We start from the raw sequence: 308 nt of genomic DNA, 5'->3' as shown, positions 1-308 counted from the left end.
AAGAGACGATATTGGGTCTGTAGCTCAGCTGGTTAGAGCGCTCGCCTGATAAGCGGGAGGTCGGTGGTTCAAGTCCACTCAGACCCACCAATATCGACCTAGATGGGGCTATAGCTCAGCTGGGAGAGCGCCTGCCTTGCACGCAGGAGGTCTGCGGTTCGATCCCGCATAGCTCCACCATCTTTAAGCGTTCTTGTTCGACAAAAAGTCTTACGAGAGTCTTTAAAAATGGTTCAATTTATTGAATCAAGCTCTTTAACAATTTGGAAAGCTGACTGATTGATTACTCACGAGTAATTCAATCAAAT

At 46.8% G+C, this 308-nt stretch carries 2 tRNA genes; both read left to right on the top strand.

The window, feature by feature from the left end:
- The first annotated feature begins 13 nt into the window (after positions 1-13).
- A tRNA-Ile gene (locus tag AB4507_RS22870) sits at positions 14-90 on the top strand.
- Between the two features lie 14 nt (positions 91-104).
- Positions 105-180: transfer RNA gene (locus AB4507_RS22865), tRNA-Ala, on the top strand.
- Positions 181-308 lie beyond the last annotated feature (128 nt).

This window comes from Vibrio sp. 10N.222.54.A3 (assembly GCF_041474095.1).
Taxonomy (GTDB): domain Bacteria; phylum Pseudomonadota; class Gammaproteobacteria; order Enterobacterales; family Vibrionaceae; genus Vibrio; species Vibrio crassostreae_C.
The sequence above is the reverse complement of the archived record's forward strand: the minus strand, read 5'-3'. Positions and strand labels throughout refer to the sequence as shown.